Consider the following 17,795-nt stretch of genomic DNA (forward strand, 5'->3'; position numbering starts at 1 on the left):
GCAACCGCTTCGCCCGCACGCGCTACAGAGGCGCAACTGCTTACCAACGGCGCAGGTCGAGAAGGGAGCCGAGGCGCAGGTGCGCGACAGTGGCGCAGATAATCGGAGGCGGCGCAACGGGACGCCGGTCACTGACGCTACAGAAGACTAAGCCGTCACCCCCCTGTCGCAAGTGAACAGGAATGGCGCAGGTGCTCAACCGCGGCGCAACTGAGCACAGGTGGCGCAGGTAAACAACGACGGCGCAAATGGCCAGAGGCGGCGCAACTGCGCATACTTGGCGCAGCTGGCTCGGGGCTTCATGGAGAAGTGGCTCACGTCAGTCACGTGACGCGCATCCGTGCCACGTCCTCACTCCCACACGCGCCCACTCCCCCGCGACCACAAACACAACAAAGCGACCCACCCTCTCGGATGGGTCGCCTTGCAGCAAAACCTGGTGATCAACTCACCAGTGGGTCACTTAGCCTTCTCGACGATCTCGAGCAGACGCCAGCGCTTGGTGGCGGACAGCGGACGGGTCTCCATGATCCGCACGCGGTCTCCCATGCCAGCCTCGTTCTTCTCGTCGTGGGCCTTGAGGCGCACAGACTTGGTCATGACCTTGCCGTACAGCGGGTGCTTGACACGGTCCTCGACCAGGACGGTGATCGTCTTGTCCATCTTGTCGGACACGACCAGTCCCTCACGGACCTTGCGGCGGGTCGTCCGCTCAGCGGTGTTCTCGCTCATGCTCAGGCCTCCTTATCGTTCTCGGGATTGGCAGCGTCAGGATCATCGACGATGTTGAGGTTGCGCTCCTGGAGCACGGTGTAGACGCGAGCGATGTCCTTGCGGACCTCACGCAGGCGAGCCGTGTTCTCGAGCTGGCCGGTCGCCGACTGGAAACGCAGCCCGAACAGCTCCTCCTTGAGTTCGCGAACCTTGTTGCGCAACTCTTCACCGGAAAGCTGGCGCAGCTCAGCAGCAGAAAGCTTGGGCATCAGTTGTCACCGCCTTCACGAGAGATGAAACGAGCCTTCATCGGCAGCTTGTGGATGGCCAGACGCATGGCCTCGCGGGCCACGTCCTCCGGCACACCCGACAGCTCGAAGAGAACTCGTCCGGGCTTGATGTTGGCGATCCACCACTCAGGCGTGCCCTTACCGGAACCCATACGGGACTCGGCGGGGTGCTTGGTCATCGGGCGGTCCGGGTAGACATTGATCCACACCTTTCCACCACGCTTGATGTAGCGGGTCATGGCGATACGAGCGGCCTCAATCTGACGGTTGGTCAGGTACCCACCCTCGGTGGCCTGGATGCCGTAGTCACCAAAGGCCAGCTGGGTGCCGCCCTTGGCAGCGCCAGTCCGCTTGGGATGGTGCTGCTTGCGGTACTTCACTCGACGAGGAATCAACATGTCAGGCTCCTGCGTTCTCGGTCTGCGGGGCCGGGGTCTCGGCGGACTGCTGCTTGGCGGCCTCGGCGCGACGATGTCCACCGCGACGGTCGGGACGATCACCCCGACCACGACGGCCACCACGTCCACCGCGACCGCCCTGGGCGGCCTGGCGAGCAGCCTTCTGGGCAGCGCGCTCAGCACGGGTGCCAGTGACGTCGCCCTTGTAGATCCACACCTTGACACCGATGCGGCCGAAGGTGGTGCGGGCCTCGAAGAAGCCGTAGTCGATGTCAGCGCGGAGGGTGTGCAGCGGCACACGACCTTCGCGGTAACCCTCGGAACGGCTCATCTCGGCACCGCCCAGACGACCGGAGCACTTGATACGGATACCAAGCGCGCCTGCGTTCATGGCGGACTGCTGGGCCTTACGCATGGCGCGACGGAAGGCGACACGGGCAGCGAGCTGCTCGGCGATTCCCTGGGCGACCAGCTGGGCATCGGTCTCGGGGTTCTTGACCTCGAGGATGTTCAGCTGAATCTGCTTGCCGGTGAGCTTCTCGAGCTCACCGCGCACGCGCTCGGCCTCGGCGCCATTGCGCCCGATGACGATGCCCGGGCGGGCGGCGTAGAGGAAGATGGTCACGCGCTCGGAGCGACGCTCGATCTCGATGGACGAAATACCGGCGCGCTCCAGGTTCTTGTGGAGCCACTCCCGGATCTTGACGTCCTCACCCACGAGCTCGGCGTACTGCTTCTCGGCGTACCAGCGGGTCTTGTGATCGGTCGTCACACCGAGACGGAAACCATGGGGGTTGATCTTCTGGCCCATGTCAGGCTCCCTTCTCGGTCTCGGACTTGGCTGCAGCCGCCGGGCGACCCTTCTTGGCCTTCTTGGGGGCCGGACGGGCGTCCTTGGGCTCGACAACCACGGTGATGTGGGCGGAGCGCTTCAGGATTCGGCTGGCGGATCCCTTGGCGCGGGGACGGATGCGGCGCATGGTGACGCCCTCGTCAACGAAGGCCTGCGAGATGTACAGGTCTTCGGCGCGCAGACCCTCGGTCTGCTCGGCGTTGGCCATGGCCGAGGCGATGACCTTGCGAACCGGCTCAGCCGCGGCCTGCGGCTGGAACTTCAGCATGTCCACCGCGTCAGCGGCGTCCATTCCGCGAACCAGGTCGACAACGCGACGACACTTGCTGGCGCTCATCCGGACGTGACGCGCGATGGCGTACGAGCCGGGGCGATCGCCGAGCAGGGCGGCGCGACGGCTGGGCCTCTCAGTGTTGCTCATGAATCAGATCCCTCTCGTCAGCGCCTGCGCGCCTTCTTGTCGTCCTTCACGTGACCCTTGAAGGTTCTGGTCGGGGCGAATTCTCCGAACTTGTGCCCGACCATCGACTCGGTCACGAAAACCGGGACGTGCTTGCGACCGTCGTGCACGCCGATGGTGTGCCCGATCATGTCGGGGGTAACCATCGATCGACGTGACCAGGTCTTGATGACGTTGTGCGTGCCCGCCTCGTTCTGGGCAGTGACCTTCTTGGCCAGATGCTCGTCGACGAAGGGGCCCTTCTTCAGACTGCGTGGCATGTCTCAGACTCCCAATCAGCGCTTCTTGCCGGACTTGCGGCGACGCACGATGAGACGGCTGCTCGCCTTGTTCTTGTTACGGGTACGACCCTCGGGCTTGCCCCAGGGGCTCACCGGGTGACGACCACCAGAGGTACGACCCTCGCCACCACCATGCGGGTGGTCGATCGGGTTCATGACCACACCACGGACGGTCGGGCGGATGCCCTTCCAGCGGTTACGGCCGGCCTTGCCCCAGTTGATGTTGGTCTGCTCGGCGTTGCCGACCTCGCCAATGGTGGCGCGGCAACGGATGTCCACCATGCGCATCTCACCAGAGGGGAGGCGCAGGGTGGCGTACTTGCCCTCGCGGGCGACCAGCTGCACCGACGCGCCAGCGGAGCGACCCATCTTGGCGCCACCACCCGGACGCAGCTCCACGGCGTGAACCGTGGTACCGACCGGGATGTTGCGCAGCGGCAGGTTGTTGCCCGGCTTGATGTCGGCCTCGGGGCCGGACACCACGACGGTTCCCTGGCTGACGCCATCGGGGGCGATGATGTAACGCTTCTCACCGTCGGCGTAATGGAGCAGGGCAATGCGAGCAGTGCGGTTCGGGTCGTACTCGATGTGAGCGACCTTGGCCGGCACGCCGTCCTTATCGTAACGCTTGAAGTCGATGATGCGGTAGGCCTGCTTGTGTCCACCGCCGATGTGGCGGGTGGTGATGCGGCCAGTGTTGTTGCGTCCACCGGTCTTGGGCTTGGCAACGAGCAGGGACTTCTCAGGGGTCGAGCGGGTGAGCTCGACGAAGTCCGACACGCTCGAGCCGCGACGGCCCGGAGTGGTGGGCTTGTGCTTGCGGATACCCATTGGTACTTCGTTCCTTCTCTCGCGGCTCAGGCGACCGGGCCGGTGAAGATGTCGATGCGATCACCCTCGGCGACGGTCACGATGGCACGCTTGGTATCGGGACGCTTGCCCATGCCGAAGCGGGTACGGCGTGCCTTGCCCTTGCGGTTCATCGTGTTAACCGAGGTGACCTTCACACCGAAGATCTGCTCGATCGCGATCTTGATCTCGGTCTTGTTGGCAGTCGGCTTGACCAGGAACGTGTAGGTGTTCTGGTCGAGCAGGCTGTAGCTCTTCTCGGAGACAACCGGGGCGAGGATGATGTCCCGGGGATCTCGGATCTTCAGCTCGCTCACTTGGCGTCCTCCTTGTCGGAGTCAGACTTGACGGCGTTGACGAAGCCAGCGGCCTCAGCAGCCTCGGCGGAACGGAACCACACCTCAGCGATGGTGCGTCCGTACCAGGGCGACGTCGGGGCGTGGAACTTCTTGGAGTCCTCGTTGCCCTTGATGTCGAATCCGGCCGGCGGGTTGTCTCCGCGGAAGGAGTCCTCACCGTAGGGATGCTGGTCCGCAACGTTGGTCTCCGGGACCTCTGACTCAGCGGCCAGGGCCTGGGTGCTGGCGCTGCGAGCACCCACGAAGGCGTCAAGTCCGGCCTGGCTGAACACGATGGTCCGCGCGTTGACGACGTCGTAGGTGTTGAGCTGATCGGCGGCCAGGACGTGGACCCCGTTGAGGTTGCGCACGGACAGCCAGGCGACCTCCTCGCTGCGATCCAGGACGACGAGCACCTTGCGGAGCTCGGCGAGACCGGAGAGGACGGCCTTGGCCTGCTTGGTCGAGGGCTTGTCACCGTCAACCAGGGAGGTCACGACGAAGATGCGATTGTCGCGAGCCATGTCGGACAGAGCACCACGCAGAGCAGCGGCCACCATCTTCTTGGGGGTGCGCTGAGCGTAGGAGCGCGGCTGCGGACCGTGAACGGTGCCGCCACCGACCCACTGTGGTGCACGGGTCGAACCCTGACGGGCACGACCGGTGCCCTTCTGACGCCACGGCTTCTTGCCGCCACCGGAGACCACGCCACGAGTCTTCGTGGCGTGGGTGCCCTGACGGGCAGCCGCGAGCTGGGCGATGACGACCTGATGGATCAGGGGAATGTTGGTGTTCGCGTCGAAGACGTCACCGGGAAGCTCAGCCGATCCGGCCTTCTTGCCCTTGACGTCAAGGACGTCGATGGTCTTGGTCTCATTCATGCGGCATCCCCATTCTTGGCGGCCTTCTTGGCGGCGCTGCGGACGACGAGCAGGGACCCCTTCGGGCCGGGAACGGCGCCACGGACCAGCATGATCCCACGCTCGGCGTCGACGGAGTGAACCTGCAGGTTCTGGACAGTCACACGCTCGGCACCCATGCGGCCAGCCATGCGGAGGCCCTTGATGACCTTGCCTGGCGTCGAGCAGCCGCCGATGGAGCCCGGCGAGCGGTGCTTGCGGTGCACACCATGGGTGGCACGCAGGCCGCCGAAGCCGTGACGCTTCATGACGCCAGCGGTGCCCTTGCCCTTGCTGGTGCCGGTGACGTCGACGAAATCGGACTCGGAGAACACGTCAGCGGTGATCTCCTGGCCCAGGGTGTACTCAGAGGCATCGGCGGTACGCAACTCGACGAGGTGACGTCGAGGGGTCACGCCGGCCTTCTCGAAGTGGCCGGCCTCCGGCTTGGTGACCTTCTTGGCCTTGACGGCTCCGATACCAAGCTGGACGGCGGAGTAGCCATCAGTCTCGGGGGTGCGCACCTGGGTGACGACACACGGCCCGGCCTGGATGACGGTCACAGGAACGAGCTTGTTGTGCTCGTCCCACAGCTGGGTCATGCCGAGCTTGGTGCCCAGCACGCCCTTGACAGTGCGTTCATTGGTCATGGTGCTCAACCTCACGGAAGCTTGATCTCGATGTCGACACCGGCCGGCAGATCGAGACGCATAAGCGAATCGACCGTCTTCGGGGTCGGCTCGAGAATGTCGATGAGCCGCTTGTGGGTGCGCATCTCAAAGTGCTCGCGGCTGTCCTTGTACTTGTGGGGCGAACGGATCACACAGAAAACGTTCTTCTCAGTCGGCAGCGGCACCGGGCCGGCGACCTTGGCACCCGTGCGGGTCACCGTGTCGACGATCTTGCGCGCCGACGAGTCGATGACCTCGTGGTCGTAGGCCCGCAGCCTGATGCGGATCTTTTGTCCCGCCACAGTTGTTCCTTCTACTCGTCTCTGCCGCGTCCAAGATTCCCTGACATGGGAGTCCGGTACGCCCAGAGGGTTCCGGCGTGAGGAGCGAACTCCTCATTGGTCCCAACCTGACGGTTTCCAACTGGTGTGAAAACCGGGAGGTCACATCACCCCTCCCCGACCCACGCGCTCGGGCGTGTCGCGCATCACAAGCCGCAGGACGCCCACCGCTCACCAGTCATCGAGGACCCCGTGAACACTGTGGATTTGTCTGCCGACTTCCGATGCTGACCCGCTCCCGTGGGCCCGGCAGCGGACTCACCGTGGTGGTGACACCTCTGCCGTCGGGCTTCAGTGGCCGGGCTCGACCTCAAGGATCATGAGCGTGACGCACCGCAGCCCCGTTCGGAGCAACTTGTACAGTCTGTCACCGATGAACCAACAAGGCAAATCGGAATGACGGCCTCTCTGAACCCCAGGGAATTGAATGGTGTTCAATGTTGAGCGGTCGCCAACGCCGAGGAGTCATCATGTCAAATCCATCGCAAACACCTACTGCCACGCCTTGGTGGAGTGTGCGGATGCGCGCGACCGGAATCATCGACGGGGAGCCGTACCACGTCAGCGGAGCCGAGTCGCTGGTGTCTCCGGACATGATCGGGCAGACGTTGACGGGGCTCATCCATCGCGCGCTCTCCCCTGGTCACACCGTCGAGGCTCGGCAGGTGCGACTCAGCCTGGATCAGCTTGACGCCGATCCCGCTGTCATCCCTGCCCTGCCCGCAGACATCAACGAATGCATCGACATCGACTCCGCACATCACCACTTCCTTGACGTCTTGTCCCGATTCGTGCCCAATCCGGAGGAGATCATGCGCATTCTCACCGCCGGACCGACGATGCGTGGGGCTGCCATGGTCGAGGTGGGCAGTGGACGACGATTGGAAACCGATCCCTTGCGTGGCGTTCGTGTGACTCGATTCGGGGATCTCACGGAATCTGCCCCGGGGACGTCCTTGGCTCACAAGAGGCACCATCATGAAGCGGTCCTCCTCGCGAGCAAGGTTGCTGCTGCACCCGGAGTTCTCGCGGAACTCTGCATCTCCGACGATCCCCATTACACCCGTGGCTATGTCTGCGTCGACGGGGTGTACACAACCGTGACGAACGTCAAGGCCGATGGGGACCCCAACGGGGGCCGCGTCATTCTTGTCGACACCTCGTGCGCAGATCCCGCCATGGTCACGGACTGGCTGGAGAATCACCCCGTTCTCATCGGACCTGCCACCCACTCTCCCAGTACTGACACCACCACGTCCTGGCATGACCACATTCGATCCCGTCTCGACTCGTGGCGGGCTTCCGGCCTCGAGCGCCATCCACGCACCTTCTCGTCGTCTCAGATTCCTGACGCCATCACCACCGACGGTCCTGCCCTGCTGTTCTCCTCCTCCGATTACCTCGGCATGTCCACGGAGCCGGCCGTCCAGGAGGCCATGATCAACGTCATCAGTAAGCTGGGATGCAGTTCTGGCGGCTCACGCCTCACGACAGGAACCTCGGTGGCACACCACCATGCTGAACACGAGATCGCCACATGGTTGGGGTATCCCCGGGCAGTCCTCATGGCCAGCGGCTATCAGGCAAATGTCGCGACCATGCAGCTGTTGGCAGGTCCTGACGTCACCGTCGTCTCCGATGCGGATAACCATGCCAGCCTCATCGACGGGTGCCGGTTGGCTCGGGCGCGCACGGTCGTCGTCCCTCATGCTGACCTCGATGCCGTCGACCATGCCCTTGATCACGTCACCACCGAAAGAGCCATCGTGCTCACGGAGGGGGTCTACTCCATGGGAGGTGACGTCGCTCCCGTTGCTGACCTCGCCCGGATCGCACGTCGTCACGGCGCCTTGACCATCGTTGACGACGCCCACGGGATAGGCACTGTCGGGCCCACCGGGCGTGGCGTCACCGAAGGTTTGCCCCAGGAACTGCGACCGGACATCCTGCTGGGAACGGCCAGCAAGGCCCTGGGCGTCGAGGGCGGTTTCGTCTGCGTCTGCGAGACTCTGGCAACACTGATTCGAAACTGCGCTCGAGGATACGTGTTCTCCAGCGCCCCCTCCCCCGCCGTCGTAGCAGCCGTGGCGGCATCCGTGCATCAACTACGAACTGACGTCTCTCCCGTCCAGAGGCTCCAGACCACTGTGGCCCGCGCGCGCCGTGCACTCTTCGAAGCCGGGCTCATTCCCGCCCCTGCAGCCAATGATCTCGGTCCGATCATCAGGGTTCCGGTGGGTCCCGAGGATCGTGCCGTCGCGGCGCAAGAGGAGTTGGGACGACGGGGACTCATGATCGGCGCCATCCGCTACCCGGCAGTCCCCAGGGGCGAGGCGATCCTGCGGGTGTGCCTGACCGCTGCACATACCGATGCACACATTGATGCGCTGGTCGACTCACTGCGCGACGTTCTCAACACCGTCTGAAAAAGAGGGTGCATCCGAGATCACCTCAGACGCACCCTTCTCCCTGAAGAATTCCGATCACTTGGAATCCAGCTCGGCGCAGAACCGCTCCATACGACGAAGGGTCGACTCCTTGCCGAGGATCTCCATGGCCTCGAACAGTGGCGGGGACACCCGCGAACTGGTGACGGCGACGCGGATCGGGGCGAAGGCGAGACGCGGCTTGATACCCATCTCGTCGCAGAGTTTGGTGCGCAGCGCAGCCTGGATGGCATCGGCGGAGAAGTCGTCAAGACCCTTGAGGACCTCGGTGGACGCCTGCTGAATCTCGTCGGCTCCTGCCTTGAGCTTGGCCACGGAATCCCCGTCGAAGACCAGGGCATCGTCGTCGATCAGCAGGAATGCCAGCTTCGGCAGTGCCTCCGACAGCAGCACCAGACGCTCACGAATGAGTGACATGGCGGCGTGGATGATCTCACGGTCCTCACTCGTCAGATCACGACCGAGCACCTCCTGGGCCTGTCCGGTGCGATCGGCGTACTCGAGCACGCGATCGGTGAGGTCCTCGGCGTCAAGACTGCGGATGTACTGGCCGTTGAGCCAGTCAAGTTTGGTGACGTCGAAAACCGGCCCGCCGGTGGAGACGCTCGCCCAGTCGAAGCGGGACACGAAGGAGTCGAGGTCCTCCATCTCCTGGCCCTCGGCGATCGTCGGGTATGCCAGCAGCTGCAAGAAGTTGCGCAGCGCCTCGGGCAGGTAACCCTGTTCACGGAACCACATCAACCGAGCAGCCGGGTTCTTGCGCTTGGAGATCTTGGACTTGTCGGTGTTGCGCAGCAGTGGCATGTGCGCGAACCTCGGCACCTCCCAACCCAGCCACTTGTAGAGCAACAGGTGCTTCGGCGTCGAAGAGATCCACTCCTCACCACGAACGACGGTGTCGATGCCCATGAGATGGTCGTCGACGACGACGGCCATGTGGTACGTCGGGAATCCGTCGGCCTTGAGGATGACCTGGTCATCGGGACGTGGGGCGTGGACCTTGCCGCGAATGAGATCGTCGAACTCCAGCTCGACGTCCTCAGGGATGAGCATGCGCACGACGGGTGTCTCGGTGAAACCCGGCAGCTTGGCCCGCTCCTCCTTGGACATGCCCAGACACATGCGGTCGTAACCGGAGTCCGAGGACTTCGCGGCCGCGCGCTCCTCGCGCAGTGCCTTGAGCCTCTCCTGGGAGCACCAGCAACGGTAGGCGTGACCAGACTCGATGAGCTTGTCGACGAGCGGCTTGTAGGTGTCCAAACGCTCAGACTGCCGGTACGGTTCGTACGGTCCACCGACCCGCGGCGACTCGTCGGGGGACAGACCCAGCCAGTCGAGGGTCTCGTAGATCTGTTCCTCCGAACCCTCCACCAGACGGTTGCGGTCGGTGTCCTCGATGCGCAGCACGAACTGGCCGCCGGTGCGCTGGGCCCAAGCCTTGTCGAACAACGCCATGTAGGCCGTACCGACGTGAGGGTCTCCGGTGGGCGAGGGGGCGACGCGTGTGCGCGCGGGATGCAACTCAGTCATGATGCCTCGGAGTCTATCGGGAAGTACCGACAGACTCCGGTAAGGTTCCCGCCATGGCAGAACCCATTGGAACCTCGGCCGAGTCCGGCTCGGACTTCATTCGTCAGGTCGTTCGCGCGGACAACGAACAGGGCACCTATGGAGGACGGGTCCAGACCCGATTCCCACCCGAGCCCAATGGCTACCTGCACATTGGCCACGCCAAGGCCATCGTCACTGACTTCGGCGTCGCGGAGGACTTCGGCGGCATCTGCAATCTGCGTCTGGACGACACCAACCCGGGCACCGAGGAGGTTGAGTACGTCCAGTCGATCATCGAGGACATCGAGTGGCTCGGCTACTCCCCCGCCCACGTCGTCCACGCCTCCGACTACTTCGACAAGCTGTACGAGTGGGCCCAGTACCTCATCCGCGAGGACCTGGCCTACGTCGACGACCAGTCCCCCGAGACGATTCGCGAGCAGAAGGGCGGCTACGGCAAGCCGGGCATCGAGAGCCCCTACCGCGACCGTCCCGCAGCGGAATCCCTCGATCTGCTCGAGCGGATGCGCAACGGCGAGTTCCCCGACGGCTCCCGCTGTCTGCGCGCCAAGATCGACATGCAGGCGGAGAACATGTGGCTTCGTGACCCCATCATGTACCGCATCCGCCACCAGGCCCATCACTCGACCGCCACTACGTGGTGCATCTACCCCACCTACGACTGGGCCCACGGTCAGTCCGACGCCATAGAGGGTGTGACCCATTCGCTGTGTTCCCTGGAATTCAACAGCCACCGACCCCTATACGACTGGTTCCTCGCCCATGTGCCGCTCGACGCCCCGGCCCCCAAGCAGCGCGAGTTCGCCCGTCTCGAACTGACCCACACCATCACCTCGAAGCGTCGCCTCAAGTCCCTGGTGACCGACGGCGTCGTCGACGGTTGGGACGACCCCCGCATGCCCACCCTGCGCGGGATGCGTCGTCGTGGCTACCCGGCTGCCGCCATCCGTGCCTTCTGCCAGGCCGTCGGTACCACCAAGAACAATTCCGTGAAGGCCATCGAGGAGTTCGAGTCCTTCGTGCGCCGCGAGCTCAACGCCACCACGCAGCGCCGCATGGCCGTCCTGCACCCGCTCAAACTGGTCCTCGACGGCTGGCCTACTGACGAGAACGGCAACCCGGTCGTCGAATGGTTCGAGCTCGTCAACAACCCGGAGAATCCTGATGACGGCACCCGGCGCGTCCCCTTCACCGGTGAGCTGTGGATCGAAGCCGACGACTTCCGCGAGGACCCGCCCCGCAAGTTCTTCCGTCTCTCCCCCGGTCGCGAGGTGCGTCTGCGTGGTGCCTACCTGGTGACGGCCACTGACGTCGTCAAGAACCCTGACGGCACCATCACCGAGGTTCACGCCAGCTATGACCCGGAGTCCCGCGGCGGCACCGCCCCCGACGGTCGCAAGGTGAAGTCGACGATGCACTGGGTGTCCGCCGCCCACGCCGTGCCGGTGACAGCGAACCTCTATGACCGTCTCTTCACCGCCGAGATTCCCGGATCGGAGAGCGGCGAGGCCCTCGACGACCTCAACCCGAACTCGCGCGAGACCCTCACCAACGTCATGGCCGAACCGGCCCTGGCCGAGGTGCTCCCCGGCGAGGTGGTGCAGTTCGAGCGGCTGGGGTACTTCGCGGCGGATCAGGACACCACGGTGTTCCACCGCACCGTTGGTCTGCGTGACGAATGGGCCCAGCTGCAGAGGCGTCAGGGCTGAACAGGTGTTGTTGACGGCAGCAATCCATCAAATTGTCACCCGTCCGTCACTTCTTTCGGCAAAGATGGTACCGCTTTCCTATCCCGTTAGAAGGACACCATCCATGCATGACAACCCACTTGGTACGAACCTGTCGCGTCGCGCCGTGCTGGTCGGCACCCTGGGGACAGGGCTCGCGATGACTGCCGTCGGGAATTCCTTCGCGTCGCCGTCGACGTCTTCCGCTCCCGCCACCGCAGGCTCTGCTGCCGGTGCCGCAGCACTGACGGTGCTCGCCACCACGGACATCCACGGTCACGTCTACGACTGGGACTACTTCGCCGACGCTCCCTACTCGCCGTCGGACAAGGGGCGGTCCTCAGCTCCGTTGGGCGTGAGCCGGGTGGCCACCATCGTCAAGCAGGTCCGCGCCGAGAAGGGGGCCGACTCCGTCGTCACGCTCGACAACGGTGACACCATCCAGGGCACCCCGCTGACCTACCTCTCTGCCAAGCAGCCCGAGAAACTTGGCCGCACCGAGGTCATGGCCCGCGCATTCAACCTCGTTGGTTATGACGCGGCCAACATCGGCAACCACGAGTTCAACTACGGACTCAAGGAACTCAACCGCTACAAGAACGACCTCGACGCCCCACTGCTGTGCGCCAACGTCATCGACCTCAAGACCGGCAAGCCGCTGACCCAGGGCACTCTCATGCTCACCAAGACCGTCGACGGCCACCGGGTCAAGGTCGGCGTCGTCGCCGTCACCACCCCTGGCTCGATGGTCTGGGACAAGGCGAACCTCACTGGCAACGTCGACATCGCCGACCCGGTCAAGACCGCTGCGAAGTACTCGGTCAAGCTGCGCAAGGAAGGGGCTGACGTCGTTGTCGTCCTCGTCCACGCCGGATTGTCGGAGGACCAGGCCACCCCGGTCTACAAGGGTCTGCCGGAGAACAACGCCACCGTCCTGGCTAAATCCGTTCCCGAGGTCGACCTCGTCGTCATCGGTCACACCCACCAGGACGACCCGGTCGAGATCATCGACGGCATCTCGGGCCACAAGGTCGTCATCACCCAGCCCGACTACTGGGCCCGTTCGGTCTCCCAGGTGACGATCCCGCTCGACTTCTCCGACGGCAAGGTCTCCGTGCTCCACGACAAGGTCGCCGTGAAGCCGCGTTACACCCGTGACGTCGAGGAGGACAAGGAGTTCGCCTCTGACCCCGAGCTGCAGGCCAGCCACAAGGCCACCGTCACGTACGTCAACTCGGTCGTCGCCACCTCGACGACGAAGCTGACCACCGAGCGCTCGATGGTTGAGGACACCCCGATCCTCGACTTCATCGGCAAGGTCGAGGCCGACACCGTCGCCAAGGCGATCAAGGGTGGCAAGTACGACGGTATTCCGGTCATCGCCCAGGTCTCGCCGTTCTCACGCACCGCCGCCTTCCCGAAGGGCGATGTCAAGATCAAGGACATCGCTGGCCTGTACGTCTTCGACAACACACTGGCAGGCCTCCTGCTCACCGGTAAACAACTCAAGGACTACCTGGAGTACTCCGCGAAGTACTTCAAGCAGGTCAAGAAGGGCGCCATCGTCAACCCGGCTCCGGCCAGCGAGGGCGGCGACACCCAGGCTGACTACCAGGGCAAGCCGGTGTGGGACTACAACTACGACGCCGTCACCGGTGTCAAGTACTCCATCGACGTCTCCAAGCCGGTGGGCAAGCGCATCCTGGGCCTGTCCTGGCAGAGCAAGCCGGTCACCGACGACCAGAAGTTCGTCCTGGCCATCAACAACTACCGCATGAGCGGTGGCGGCGCCTACCCGCACGTCGCGGAGGCCCCGGTCGTCTGGGACGAGATCCTCGAGATCCGTCAGCTGCTCATCGACACCGCCTCGAAGATGAAGACCATCGATCCGAAGGACTTCTTCGATCGCAACTGGTTCCTCACCACGACTGGGGAGACCTGGCCGGCCACGGGCAAGCCCGGCAACGGTACCAAGCTCGGCGACGGCACGAAGCCCGGCAACGGCATCATGCCCGGTTCCGGCGATCGTCCGACCACGTTGCCGCGCACCGGCGTCTGACCGGTTCCGACAACAGTTGAGCCTCGGCCCACCCGACTTGGTGAGCCGAGGCCCTTCTTGTCCTCACGACGTGGAAGAGTGTCCCGTGGCACCTGGAGACGGCAACCTCCACCACTGACAGATGAAAGGACGCAGCGCTGACAACCCAAATCGTTCCACGGGATCCCAGGCATGGACTCCCGGCTCGGCTGGGCAACCGACGTTGGCCGGCAAGGGTGCTGCGCCGTGCCAGCATTGCTGGCCTCGTCTTCGCCCTTTTCGGTCTGTGGACCGCCCTGACACCGTCCTTGGTCCCCCGGACCTGGTGGATGGTGGCCATCAACGTGTGGTTGTCGACCCTTCTCGCCTATGGGGTCGGAGGGCTCATCGGGCGGATTTCCCGGTGGCTGGCTGAGATCACGCGCTTGCAGGTGATGATCTCAACTCATGCGGTCCGGGGCATCCGACGTAGCTGGTACGCCATTCTCGCCCTGATATCGCTGTGGATGTTCGTGTGGTGCACGAGACAGCAAAAGCACGTTTCAGAGGAAGTCGGTCTGCCACGGAAGGTCTTGGTCGCGCAGACCAGTGGCGTGTTCACGGGGCTGATCCTTTTCACCGCGACGGTACTGCTCATCCGCCTCATCGCTCATGGCATCCGAAATCTGTACACCGGCGTGCACCGTCTCATCGCCCAACCGGTACTGGCAATCGTCGTCGTGGTGCTGAGCATCTCACTCCTGCTCTGGGCCACGAACAATGTCATCGTCAGGACGACGGCCAACGGTGTTGCCCACGTCATGGCTGAGACCAATGCGCAGACGGCCGCCGGACGGAAACCCCCGACGTCGCCTCTTCGGTCTGGATCCTCCGCCTCACTTCAGACCTGGGACAGCCTGGGCCGGGAGGGCAAGGATGCCGTCACTGACGGCCCCGACGCCGCCATGATCGAAAAGGTCACCGGTCAGTCGGCCAAGGAGCCCATCCGCGTCTACGCCGGACTCAATTCCCGTCGTGACTACGTCGCCGAGGCGAATGGCGTTCTCGCCGAGCTCATCCGTACTGGGGCGTTCAATCGCAAGGTGCTCGTCGTCCAGAACGGCACCGGGTCCGGCTGGATCGAGGAGTGGTCGGTGTCGGCCGTGGAATATCTCACCGGCGGTGACTGCGCGACGGCCACGATGCAGTACTCGTACCTGGGCAGCGTCGGGGCCTTCCTCCTGGACCGCGAATCGCCCAAAGAAGGTGCCCAGGCCCTGTTCAGCGTCATCCACGACTACTGGGCCACCCTGGCCCCCGAAACTCGTCCGAAGCTCTACACGAGCGGTGTGTCCCTGGGTTCTTACGGTGGTCAGTCCGCCTTCCCATCCATCGACGACATGATCGCCAAGGTTGACGGCGCCGTGTGGGTCGGAACCCCCGGGTTCACGCCGATCTGGAAGGATTTGGAGGCGAACCGACGAGAGGGGTCCCCCGCCATCGTCCCCGTGATCGACGATGGCCGAATCGTGAGGTTCATGGGTAATCCGGGCGAGATCTACCACGACCATTGGGGAGCCGCCTATCCTCCTTGGTCAGCCCACACACGCATCGCCTATGTACAGCACCCGTCCGATCCGGTGACGTGGTGGTCCCCCGAGATGATCTGGTCAGAGCCCGACTGGATGCGCGAGCGCGCTGGAGACGACGTCAATCCCCACATTCAGTGGACGCCATGGTCGAGTTTCTGGCAGGTCACGGCCGACATGGCCTTGTCGACGACTCCGCCTGGTGGGCATGGGCACAACTACCACAGCGAATTCATCCCCATTTGGTCGGCAGTCCTCGGCATTCACTGCGATCGTCACACCATGGATGCCATCGCGAAAGCGATCCCCAAGACCTCAGCTCCTCGGTGATCGCCGCGTCTGTGGGGGCTGATGGCGCGCGCCATCCCCTCGCAGCTGGTTGGTTGCCACGAATGTGGACCACGTCTTGCCCGGCCTCCTCCACCCATATCCAGACATGCAACGAGGTCCGCCCCCATGGGGACGGACCTCGTCAAAAACTCAGATCACATCACTTGATGATCTTGGTGACACGACCAGCACCGACGGTGCGACCGCCCTCACGGATGGCGAACTTGAGCTGCTCCTCCATGGCGATCGGGTGGATCAGGTGGACGGTCATGTCGGTGTTGTCACCCGGCATAACCATCTCGGTGCCCTCGGGGAGCTCAACAGTGCCAGTCACGTCCGTGGTGCGGAAGTAGAACTGGGGGCTGTAGTGCGAGAAGAACGGCTTGTGACGGCCACCCTCATCCTTCTTCAGAACGTAGACCTGGCCCTCGAAGTCGGTGTGCGGGGTGGTGGAACCGGGCTTGCAGAGGACCATGCCGCGAACGACATCCTCCTTCTTGGTGCCACGGAGCAGAACACCGACGTTCTCACCAGCGCGACCCTCGTCGAGGATCTTGCGGAACATCTCGACGCCGGTGACGGTGGTCTTCTGAATCTTGTCGTGGATACCGACGATCTCGACCTCCTCGCTGGTCTTGACGACGCCGCGCTCAACACGACCGGTGACAACGGTGCCACGACCGGTGATGGTGAAGACGTCCTCAATCGGCATGAGGAAGGGCTTGTCGAGGTCACGCTCAGGCTGCGGGACGTACTCATCCACGGCATCCATGAGGTCGAGGATCGACTGGGTCCACTTCTCGTCACCTTGGAGGGCCTGGAAGGCGGAGATGCGAACGACCGGGCAGTTGTCACCGTCGAAGTCCTGCGAGGTCAGCAGCTCGCGAACCTCCATCTCGACGAGCTCGATGAGCTCCTCGTCGTCGACCATGTCGCACTTGTTGAGGGCGACGACAATGGCCGGCACGCCCACCTGGCGGGCGAGCAGGACGTGCTCACGAGTCTGGGGCATCGGGCCGTCGGTGGCGGCGACCACGAGGATGGCGCCGTCCATCTGGGCAGCACCAGTGATCATGTTCTTGACGTAGTCAGCGTGACCGGGGCAGTCAACGTGAGCGTAGTGACGATTCTCGGTCTGGTACTCGATGTGAGCGATCGAGATCGTGATGCCGCGCTGACGCTCCTCGGGAGCCTTGTCGATCTGGTCGAACGGCGACTCCTCGTTCAGCTCCGGGTACTTGTCGTGCAGCACCTTGGAGATCGCCGCGGTGAGGGTCGTCTTGCCGTGGTCGATGTGTCCGATGGTGCCGATGTTGCAGTGCGGCTTGGTCCGCTCGAACTTGGCCTTTGCCACTGGGGCTCCTTCTGGAATGTCGCCCGCTTGTGCACGGGACGCGTCATGTGGATATTCCTGGGAGGTTCCCAGGAACGTTTCTGGACGGGCCCCCGACCAGAGGTCAGGGAACTTGTCCTATTGTTCTGCAGCAGTCCGTGATAGTCAAACCAAGGGCGACATGAGGTCCTAACTCCCTCGCCGTATCCATGAACAACAGCGGTGCGTCGAGCCAACTGACTCGGCGCACCGCCAACCAGAACCGCCACGAGCTACCCAATCCGTCAACTCGGAACACGTACCGATCAATTCAAATTTTCATTCTTCGTCACCGGCAGCAGGTTCGCATAGGCGAAGCCGACGAACTCGGCCTGGGCCAGCGCTGCTCATCCCCAGAACATCGGGGTCGCAAGATTAAAGGCACTTGAGGGATTACTACGCCGTGTCGTCTTGAGCTTCCGTTCCACCTCGACGAACCGATTGGGCCGCCCATCTGCCATGGCCACGCCGCCGAGCCTGGCCCGGAGCCATAAGTACAGCGCCACCGTTCCACGGAGTTCCGGGCTGTGGAATGGGCTTCGAACTATCCTGTGGACCACCCTGGAGCCCCGGCGCCAGAGCCTGCCTGGGGCGGGTAGGACGCGAACTCGGAAGCTGAGGGGATTGACCCCGCAGGGCCATTCACG

General features: G+C 63.8%; 17 protein-coding genes. 4 read left to right on the forward strand and 13 right to left on the reverse strand.

Translation table 11 applies throughout. From position 1 onward, the window contains the following. Positions 1 to 459: 459 nt before the first annotated feature. From rpsQ to rpsJ, 11 genes are read right to left on the reverse strand one after another with little or no spacing between them, the layout of a single operon-like run. Entirely contained in the window at positions 460 to 732 is a 273-nt protein-coding gene (gene rpsQ, locus AC6I1W_RS00005) for a 30S ribosomal protein S17 (protein ID WP_004809048.1), read from the reverse strand. A 2-nt stretch (positions 733 to 734) separates the two neighbouring features. Then, positions 735 to 983, reverse strand: coding sequence for a 50S ribosomal protein L29 (gene rpmC / locus AC6I1W_RS00010; protein ID WP_004809049.1), 249 nt, complete (start codon positions 981 to 983; stop codon positions 735 to 737). Then, on the reverse strand, positions 983 to 1,402 hold the full coding sequence (gene rplP / locus AC6I1W_RS00015; RefSeq protein WP_002516060.1) for a 50S ribosomal protein L16: 420 nt from the start codon (positions 1,400 to 1,402) through the stop codon (positions 983 to 985). The genes rpmC and rplP overlap by 1 nt, the downstream gene beginning before the upstream one ends. Position 1,403: 1 nt before the next feature. Next, positions 1,404 to 2,213, reverse strand: a complete 810-nt coding sequence (gene rpsC, locus AC6I1W_RS00020) for a 30S ribosomal protein S3 (RefSeq protein WP_497743510.1) — start codon at positions 2,211 to 2,213, stop codon at positions 1,404 to 1,406. A gap of 1 nt (position 2,214) precedes the next feature. Beyond that, positions 2,215 to 2,676, reverse strand: coding sequence for a 50S ribosomal protein L22 (gene rplV, locus AC6I1W_RS00025; RefSeq protein ID WP_021107861.1), 462 nt, complete (start codon positions 2,674 to 2,676; stop codon positions 2,215 to 2,217). A 17-nt stretch (positions 2,677 to 2,693) separates the two neighbouring features. Continuing rightward, the gene (gene rpsS / locus AC6I1W_RS00030) at positions 2,694 to 2,975 is read right to left on the reverse strand and encodes a 30S ribosomal protein S19 (protein ID WP_002544164.1); all 282 of its coding nucleotides are present in this window, start codon (positions 2,973 to 2,975) and stop codon (positions 2,694 to 2,696) included. 15 nt (positions 2,976 to 2,990) lie between these two features. Continuing rightward, positions 2,991 to 3,827, reverse strand: coding sequence for a 50S ribosomal protein L2 (gene rplB / locus AC6I1W_RS00035; protein ID WP_015582163.1), 837 nt, complete (start codon positions 3,825 to 3,827; stop codon positions 2,991 to 2,993). Positions 3,828 to 3,853: 26 nt separating this feature from the next. Then, positions 3,854 to 4,162 (reverse strand): 50S ribosomal protein L23, encoded by a 309-nt coding sequence (gene rplW / locus AC6I1W_RS00040; RefSeq protein ID WP_004809053.1) that lies wholly within the window; start codon positions 4,160 to 4,162, stop codon positions 3,854 to 3,856. Further along, positions 4,159 to 5,064: a 50S ribosomal protein L4, sunset domain variant gene (gene rplD, locus AC6I1W_RS00045; protein ID WP_065673151.1), complete on the reverse strand. Its 906-nt coding sequence runs from the start codon at positions 5,062 to 5,064 to the stop codon at positions 4,159 to 4,161. The genes rplW and rplD overlap by 4 nt, the downstream gene beginning before the upstream one ends. Next, on the reverse strand, positions 5,061 to 5,732 hold the full coding sequence (rplC, locus tag AC6I1W_RS00050; protein ID WP_015582162.1) for a 50S ribosomal protein L3: 672 nt from the start codon (positions 5,730 to 5,732) through the stop codon (positions 5,061 to 5,063). Before rplC ends, rplD begins: the two co-directional genes overlap by 4 nt. A gap of 11 nt (positions 5,733 to 5,743) precedes the next feature. Next, a complete protein-coding gene (gene rpsJ / locus AC6I1W_RS00055; protein WP_002514870.1) occupies positions 5,744 to 6,055 on the reverse strand; it encodes a 30S ribosomal protein S10 in 312 nt (103 codons plus the stop codon). Positions 6,056 to 6,615: 560 nt separating this feature from the next. Between rpsJ and AC6I1W_RS00060 the strand changes: the two genes are divergently transcribed. Next, positions 6,616 to 8,520 (forward strand): 6-carboxyhexanoate--CoA ligase, encoded by a 1,905-nt coding sequence (locus AC6I1W_RS00060; RefSeq protein WP_065673152.1) that lies wholly within the window; start codon positions 6,616 to 6,618, stop codon positions 8,518 to 8,520. Positions 8,521 to 8,577: 57 nt separating this feature from the next. On the opposite strand, the gene gltX is transcribed toward AC6I1W_RS00060, so the two are convergent. Then, positions 8,578 to 9,996, reverse strand: coding sequence for a glutamate--tRNA ligase (gene gltX / locus AC6I1W_RS00065; RefSeq protein ID WP_249361329.1), 1,419 nt, complete (start codon positions 9,994 to 9,996; stop codon positions 8,578 to 8,580). A 128-nt stretch (positions 9,997 to 10,124) separates the two neighbouring features. Here gltX and AC6I1W_RS00070 point away from each other — a divergent pair, with 128 nt between their 5' ends. From AC6I1W_RS00070 to AC6I1W_RS00080, 3 genes are all read left to right on the forward strand, one after another. Then, positions 10,125 to 11,822: a glutamine--tRNA ligase/YqeY domain fusion protein gene (locus AC6I1W_RS00070; RefSeq protein ID WP_117189709.1), complete on the forward strand. Its 1,698-nt coding sequence runs from the start codon at positions 10,125 to 10,127 to the stop codon at positions 11,820 to 11,822. A 103-nt stretch (positions 11,823 to 11,925) separates the two neighbouring features. After that, entirely contained in the window at positions 11,926 to 13,899 is a 1,974-nt protein-coding gene (locus AC6I1W_RS00075) for a bifunctional metallophosphatase/5'-nucleotidase (RefSeq protein WP_493536990.1), read from the forward strand. A 215-nt stretch (positions 13,900 to 14,114) separates the two neighbouring features. Next, complete coding sequence (locus tag AC6I1W_RS00080; protein ID WP_081302615.1) at positions 14,115 to 15,776, forward strand: alpha/beta hydrolase; 1,662 nt, start codon at positions 14,115 to 14,117, stop codon at positions 15,774 to 15,776. Between the two features lie 160 nt (positions 15,777 to 15,936). Here AC6I1W_RS00080 and tuf read toward each other — a convergent pair whose 3' ends face one another. Continuing rightward, positions 15,937 to 17,130 (reverse strand): elongation factor Tu, encoded by a 1,194-nt coding sequence (tuf, locus tag AC6I1W_RS00085; RefSeq protein ID WP_069102500.1) that lies wholly within the window; start codon positions 17,128 to 17,130, stop codon positions 15,937 to 15,939. Between the last annotated feature and the right edge of the window lie 665 nt (positions 17,131 to 17,795).

This window comes from Cutibacterium sp. KB22876 (assembly GCF_059728865.1).